We start from the raw sequence: 6,009 nt of genomic DNA, 5'->3' as shown, positions 1-6,009 counted from the left end.
CGGGCGTGCGGTGGGAGCGGCGCGCGTCGCTCGACCAGCCGGCGCAGGAGATCGGCGTCGTCGCGGCCGGCGGGCGCGTCTACGCGCTGGGCGGCTTCGACGCGTCGCTGCAACTATCGGACGCCGTGCGGGTGTACGACCCGGCCACCGACACGTGGTCGCGCGCGGCGCCGCTGCCGCGCCCGGTCCACCACGCCAACGTCGCCGCGGTCGGCGGCCGCGTCTACGTGGTCGGCGCGATGGTCCTCGACGGCTTCGACTTCGTCGCGATCGGCGACGTGTGGGCGTACGACCCGGCGGCCGACGCGTGGACGCCGCGGACGCCGATGCCGGCCGGCACCGAGCGCGGCGCTGCGGCGACGGCCGCCGTCGACGGCCGCATCTACGTGGCGGGCGGTCTGCGCGGCGGCCAGGCGGTCGCCGACGTGTCCGCCTACGATCCGGACGCGGACACGTGGGACACCGACCTGCCGCCGCTGCCGGCCCCGCGCGACCACCTCGTGGGCGCCGCGGTCGACGGCGTGCTGTACGCGATCGGCGGCCGCAACGGCGCGATCGACGCCGTGTCCGACCGGGTCGACGCCTACGCGCCCGGCGGCGGGTGGACGCCGCGCGCACCGCTGCCGACCGCGCGCGGCGGCTGCGCGGCCGCGACCGTCGGCGGGCGCATCGCCGTCGTCGGCGGCGAGGGCAACCCGGACGCGCCGTCGGGCGTGTTCGCGGCCGCGGAGCTGTACGACCCCGCGGCCGACGCGTGGACGGCCCTGCCGCCACCGCCGACGCCGCGGCACGGGATGGGCGCGGCCGCGGTCGACGGCGTGGTGTACGTCCCCGGCGGCGCGACGCGCCAGGGCTTCGCCGCCGTCGCAGACGTCGAGGCGCTCGTCGGCCTGGCGCCGTGACGCCCGTCCGGCGCGATCAGCACCAGCCGGCGATCGTGGCCGCCGCGCGCACGCCGTCCGCGGGCAGCGGCTGGCCGAGCCACGCGCGGAATCGCTCGCGCTGCGCCTCCGTCGGCGTGGCGACCGACGCGATCTCGAAGCGGTTCGGCGGCGCCGCGCCCAGTTCGACCGCGAGGTCGACCAGTTGGTCGCGCCGGAACGCCGCCAACCGCACCCTGTCTCCGGGCCGGGCCGGCGCGAGCCGGGCGCGCACGTCCGCGTCCGACCGGACGCGATAGCCGTCGATCGCGACGAGTTCGTCGCCGGCCGCGACGCCCGCGGCCGCCGCGGGTCCGCCGTCGAGCACCGCGGTGACCGCCGCGTCCGACTTGAGCGCGACGCCGAGCCACGCCGGCGGGCCGCCGGCCGCCGGCTCCGGGTCGAACGACGCGCGCAGCTCCAGCCCCGCCGCGGCCAGCGCGGCGGCCAGGTCCGGATCCTCCGTGCCGCGGATCCACCGGTCGAACGGCTCGGCCAACGGCGCGCCGACCGCGGCCTCGAACTCGGCCTGGACGTCGGCGTCGGCATAGCCGCGCGGTGCGCGGCCGTAGCGCTCCCACAACCGCCGCACCGCGTCCGCGAGCGTGCGCGCGCCGCCGGTCGCGTCGCGGATCGCCGCGTCGAGGCACAGCGCCACCAGGCCACCCTTGAGGTAGTACGACACGGTCGTGTTCACCGTCGACTCGTCCGGCTTGTACAGCTTGATCCACGCGTCGAACGACGCCTGCTCGAGCGACTGCCGGCGCCGGCCGGGCACGCGCTGCAGCTTGCCCCACTCCTCCGCCAGCTTCTTCAGATACCGCTCCGGCGCCTGCACGCCCGCGGCGCACAGCGTGTGGCGGTCGTAGTAGCTGGTGATCCCCTCTTGCACCCACAGGGCTCGGGTGTAGGCCTCGCGGCTGTAGTCGAACGGGCCCAGCGCGGCCGGCCGGATGCGCTTGCCGTTCCACACGTGAAAGTACTCGTGCGACAGCAGTTCCAACAGCGCCTCGTAGCCGTCGCGCGTCTCGAGCGCGAACGGGGTGTTCAGGTTGGCGGAGGAGTTGCGGTGCTCCAAGCCGCCGTAGCCGCCCGGCGACAGCATCAGCAAGAACAGGTAGCGGTCGTACGGCACGCCGCCGAACCGCTCCGCGTGCGCCGCCATCACGCGGGACAGGTCCGCCACCAGGTCGTCGATCGTCGCGACGCCGCGGCGCGGCTCGCCCCACAGGACCAGCTCGGCCGGCGCGCCGGCCGCCTCGAACGCGATCGGATCGGCGGCCGACATGTGGATCGGGCAGTCGAGCAGCTCGTCGACGTCGGCCGCCGCGAACCGCACCGGGCCGCCGGCGAGCCCCGTGTGCACCCGCCAGCCGGCCGGCGGCGATACGTGCACCTCGATCGGCCCGTCGACCGCGCCCATCGCGTCCGGGCAGTACAGAAACGTGGCGGGGCCGTGCAAGAACGCGTGCGTCGCGTCGATGTGGTTGGTGCGCACGGTGAGTTCGTGCGCGTACACGCGGTAGCGAACCGTCACCTCGCCGGCGTCGCCGACTTCGACTCGCCAGGTCTGCTTGTCGACCTTGTCGATGCGCGCGCCGCCCGCGGTCACGTCCATCACGTGGCGGGCGTAGTCTCGGATCAGGTACGAGCCGGGCGACCACGCCGCCATCGCGAGGTCCACGCTCGCCGCCCGCACCTCGGACACGGTCACCGCGACGTCCGCGACGTGGGACGACGGCCGCGGCACCGCGATGTCGTAGCGAATCCGCATGGCGTGTACGATACACACGGTGGGGTTGAACGAGAAGTTCGTCACGGGACGGCTGCGCCGCCGGGTGCTGCGCGCCCCGGTCATCGACGGCTGGGCGGCCGACGAACGCGGCGATCGTTCGCCGGTCCGCGTCGCCGCGCGGCTCGAACGTCGCGGCGACGTCGGCTACGCCGTGCGCGTTCCCGGCACGACGCACGACGCACGACTCGGCCCCGCCGCCGCGGAATGGATCGACGACGGCGGCGACCTCGAGGTCACCGTCGGCGCACCGGAGCCGCTCGTCGTGCTGCGCCGCGCCGGCGCCGTCGTCTACGGGGAGGGAGACCCGCCCCACTTCGGCCCTTTGCCGCTCGACGCGGTCTACACGCTTCGGCGCACCGGCTTCGCCTACCTCGACGACCACGGCGTCGAAGTGGCGGTCGGCATCGAGATCGACGAAGGCGCTCACGTTCACTCGGCGTGGCTCGATCCGGGGGCCACCGTTCGCATCGGCCCGTACCGCGTCGACCACGACCGCTCGTTCGACCCGGCCGACCGCGACAGCGTCGTCGACCACCACAGCTACGGTCTGCGCGTTTGCCGCGACCGCACGGCGCCGGTCGCCACGTCGCCGCACACCGACATGCCCCACCCGCTCGACGTCGTCGACGCCGCCGACGTCGTCGCCATCGCCCGACGCTTCGGCGCGCTCGACGCGGACGAAACGCTGGCCGTCGAGTCGGCCCGGCTGGCGCGCCAACTCGGCTCCTACGAAGGCGCCGCCGGCCGGCTCGAAGCCGCGCTGCGAGCGGTCGGCCCCGAACCCGCCAGCTTTCGCCGGCTCGCGGAGACGGTGCAGGTCGTGAGCGCGTACGTCGCCCGCGGCGATCGCGGCGAACCGGTCGTTGGTCGCGCAACGGTGCTGTTGCAACCGACTCGCACCATCCGCGTGAGCCGGCTGCCGGTCGACTCGGTGCCCGGCCGGCTCCGGCGGCTGTCCACGGCCGGCTGACGGCCGCGCATTTGCCGGGCCCCGCGCGTGCGCGCGGCGCGCGGCCCGGGTACAGTCGAGCCGTGCCGCCGGTCGTGCTGCTCTACAATGTCGGCGAACCGCCTCCGCCGGTCGCCGCCGTCCACGGTCGCTTCCCCGCGTGGTTTCGCCGCCTGTGCGAACCCGAGGGCGTCGATCTCGCCGTCTACGACGGCGTGCAGGCCACGTCGCCGCCGCCGGTGCGCGACTATGCCGGCATCGTCGTCGGCGGCTCGCCCGCGTCCGTCACCGCGCCGGAGCCGTGGATGGAGGCCGCCGTCGAGACGATCCGCGAGGCGGCCCGCGTGGGCACGCCGGTCCTCGGCGTGTGCTTCGGTCATCAACTCATCGCGGCCGCGTTCGGCGGGTCGGTGACCGCGAACCCGTCCGGTTGGGAGATCGCGACCCACGAGATCGAACTCACCGGCGACGGCCGCCGCGACCCGCTGTTTCGCGGCCTGCCCGACGCGTTCTGCGTCCAGTTCAGTCACGCCGACGCCGTCGATCCAGACACGCTGTCGGCCGCCAACGGCGTGCGGGTGCTGGCCCGCAACCGCGCCACGGCCGTGCAGGCGCTCGCCGCGGGAGACGCGATCCGCGGGGTCCAGTTTCATCCAGAGTTCACGGCCGCGATCGTGCGCGACTACGTGCGCGCGCGCGCCGACATCCTGCCGGACGCGGATGCTGCCCTCGCCCGCGCCCGCGACGCCCCCGCCGGCCAGCGCGTGTTCGCCAACTGGCTGGGCGCGTGGGTGCGCCGGGCGTGAGCGCGCCGCCCCGGTGCGGTCACGGCACGGCGGCGACCACGAACAGGTCGGCGCAGTTGACGCCGGTACGGCCCGTGACGATCAACGCATCGGCGGCGTCGAGCGCGCCGTAGGCGTCGCAGCGCGCGAGCGCCGCCGCCGGATCCGGGCCCGCGGCGGCCCACGTCGCGCCGTCGACGACGGCGCCCGCCGCCGTCGTATTGCCGTCGATGCCGTCGGTGCCGGCGCACACCACGGCGACGCGGTCGACTCCGGCGATGGCGCGCGCCACCAGCAGCGCGGTCTGCTGGGCGCGCCCACCGCGGCCGGGCTGCGGCGGCAGCGCGACGGTCGGTTCGCCCTGTGCCACCCGCAGCACGTGGCGGCCGCGCGCGACCGCATCGCGCGCGGCGGCGCGGGCCGCGGCCGCGAGTCGGCGCGCGACGTCGGCGACGTCGCCGGTCCACCCGCGTCCGAGCACCTCCACGCGGTCGCCGGCGGCGACCGCCGCGTCGACCGCGGCACCGGCGCTGCACACGAGGCGGACGACGTGGTCCGCCGGCAGTGTCTTCGGCGTGTCGGGACCGCACTCGAGCCAGCGGCGCACGGCCGGCGACACCGGCGCGCCCACGCGGTCGAGGATTGCCAGCGCGTCGCGGTTCGACGTCGGGTCGGCCACCGTCGGCCCGCCGCCGACCACCGATAGATCGTCGTCGGCGACGTCGCTGGCGATGAACGACCACACGGGAGCGCGCGACGCGGCCGCGAGTCGGCCGCCCTTGATCGCCGACAGATGCTTGCGCACGCAATTGATCGCCGCGATCGGCTCGCCCGCGGCCATGACGGCGGACACCGCCGCAACCTTGTCGGCGAGCGACACGCCGGGCGCCGGCACGGCGGCGAGCGCCGACGCGCCCCCGGAGATCAGCGCGACGACGTGCGAGCCGGGGTCGGCCGCGGCGACGCAATCGAGCAGCGCGCGGCCGGCGCGTTCGGACGCGGCGTTGGCCACCGGATGGCTGCCGACGCGCAGCCGCAACGGCGCGGGGACCGCGTCCGCCTCGGGCGCTGCGACAATGCCACCGGCGAGCCGCGAACCGAGTGCGGCGGCCGCACCGCGGGCCATGCCGGCGGCCGCCTTGCCCGCGGCGACGACCACGACGGGGCCCGGCGGATCGGCGGCGCGCACGGCGTCTTCGGCGATCGCGGCGGGGTCGAGCCGCGCGACGGCGGCGGACCACAGCGCGCACGCGAGGTCGGCGGGATCCACGCGGCGATCGAACCACGTCGCTGCGCGCGGCGCACGCGGGCCGGCCGCCGCATCGCGCCGGTGCGCGCACCGCAGCGCGGGCCGCGGCGCGGCATCGCGCCGGTGCGCGCACCGCAACGCGGGCCGCGGCGCGGCATCGCCCCGCGCCGCGCGCGCGTTACAGCGCGTCGATCGTGACGCCCTCGGCCGGCGACACCACGCCCGGGAGTTCCGGCGGCGCCGCCGCCCGCAGCCGGATCCGCCCGGCCGCACCGCCGCCGCCGCCGGCGTTGTCCGCGACGTCGTCGTTG

Annotated in this window: 4 protein-coding genes; 2 read left to right on the top strand and 2 right to left on the bottom strand. The window is 76.4% G+C overall.

Annotated elements, in window-relative coordinates; translation table 11 throughout:
- Positions 1-5 precede the first annotated feature (5 nt).
- A complete protein-coding gene (locus tag D6689_12270) occupies positions 6-902 on the top strand; it encodes a kelch repeat-containing protein (GenBank protein ID RMH40938.1) in 897 nt (298 codons plus the stop codon).
- 16 nt (positions 903-918) lie between these two features.
- On the opposite strand, the gene D6689_12265 is transcribed toward D6689_12270, so the two are convergent.
- Positions 919-2,778: a M61 family peptidase gene (locus D6689_12265; protein RMH40937.1), complete on the bottom strand. Its 1,860-nt coding sequence runs from the start codon at positions 2,776-2,778 to the stop codon at positions 919-921.
- 492 nt (positions 2,779-3,270) lie between these two features.
- Here D6689_12265 and D6689_12260 point away from each other — a divergent pair, with 492 nt between their 5' ends.
- Positions 3,271-4,470, top strand: coding sequence for a hypothetical protein (locus tag D6689_12260; protein ID RMH40936.1), 1,200 nt, complete (start codon positions 3,271-3,273; stop codon positions 4,468-4,470).
- 19 nt (positions 4,471-4,489) lie between these two features.
- On the opposite strand, the gene D6689_12255 is transcribed toward D6689_12260, so the two are convergent.
- A partial coding sequence (locus D6689_12255) for a DUF4147 domain-containing protein (GenBank protein RMH40935.1) occupies positions 4,490-6,009 on the bottom strand: 1,520 nt, incomplete at its 5' end.

The sequence above is a fragment of the Deltaproteobacteria bacterium genome, assembly GCA_003696105.1.
GTDB lineage: Bacteria > Myxococcota_A > Polyangia > Haliangiales > J016 > J016.
The sequence above is the reverse complement of the archived record's forward strand: the minus strand, read 5'-3'. Positions and strand labels throughout refer to the sequence as shown.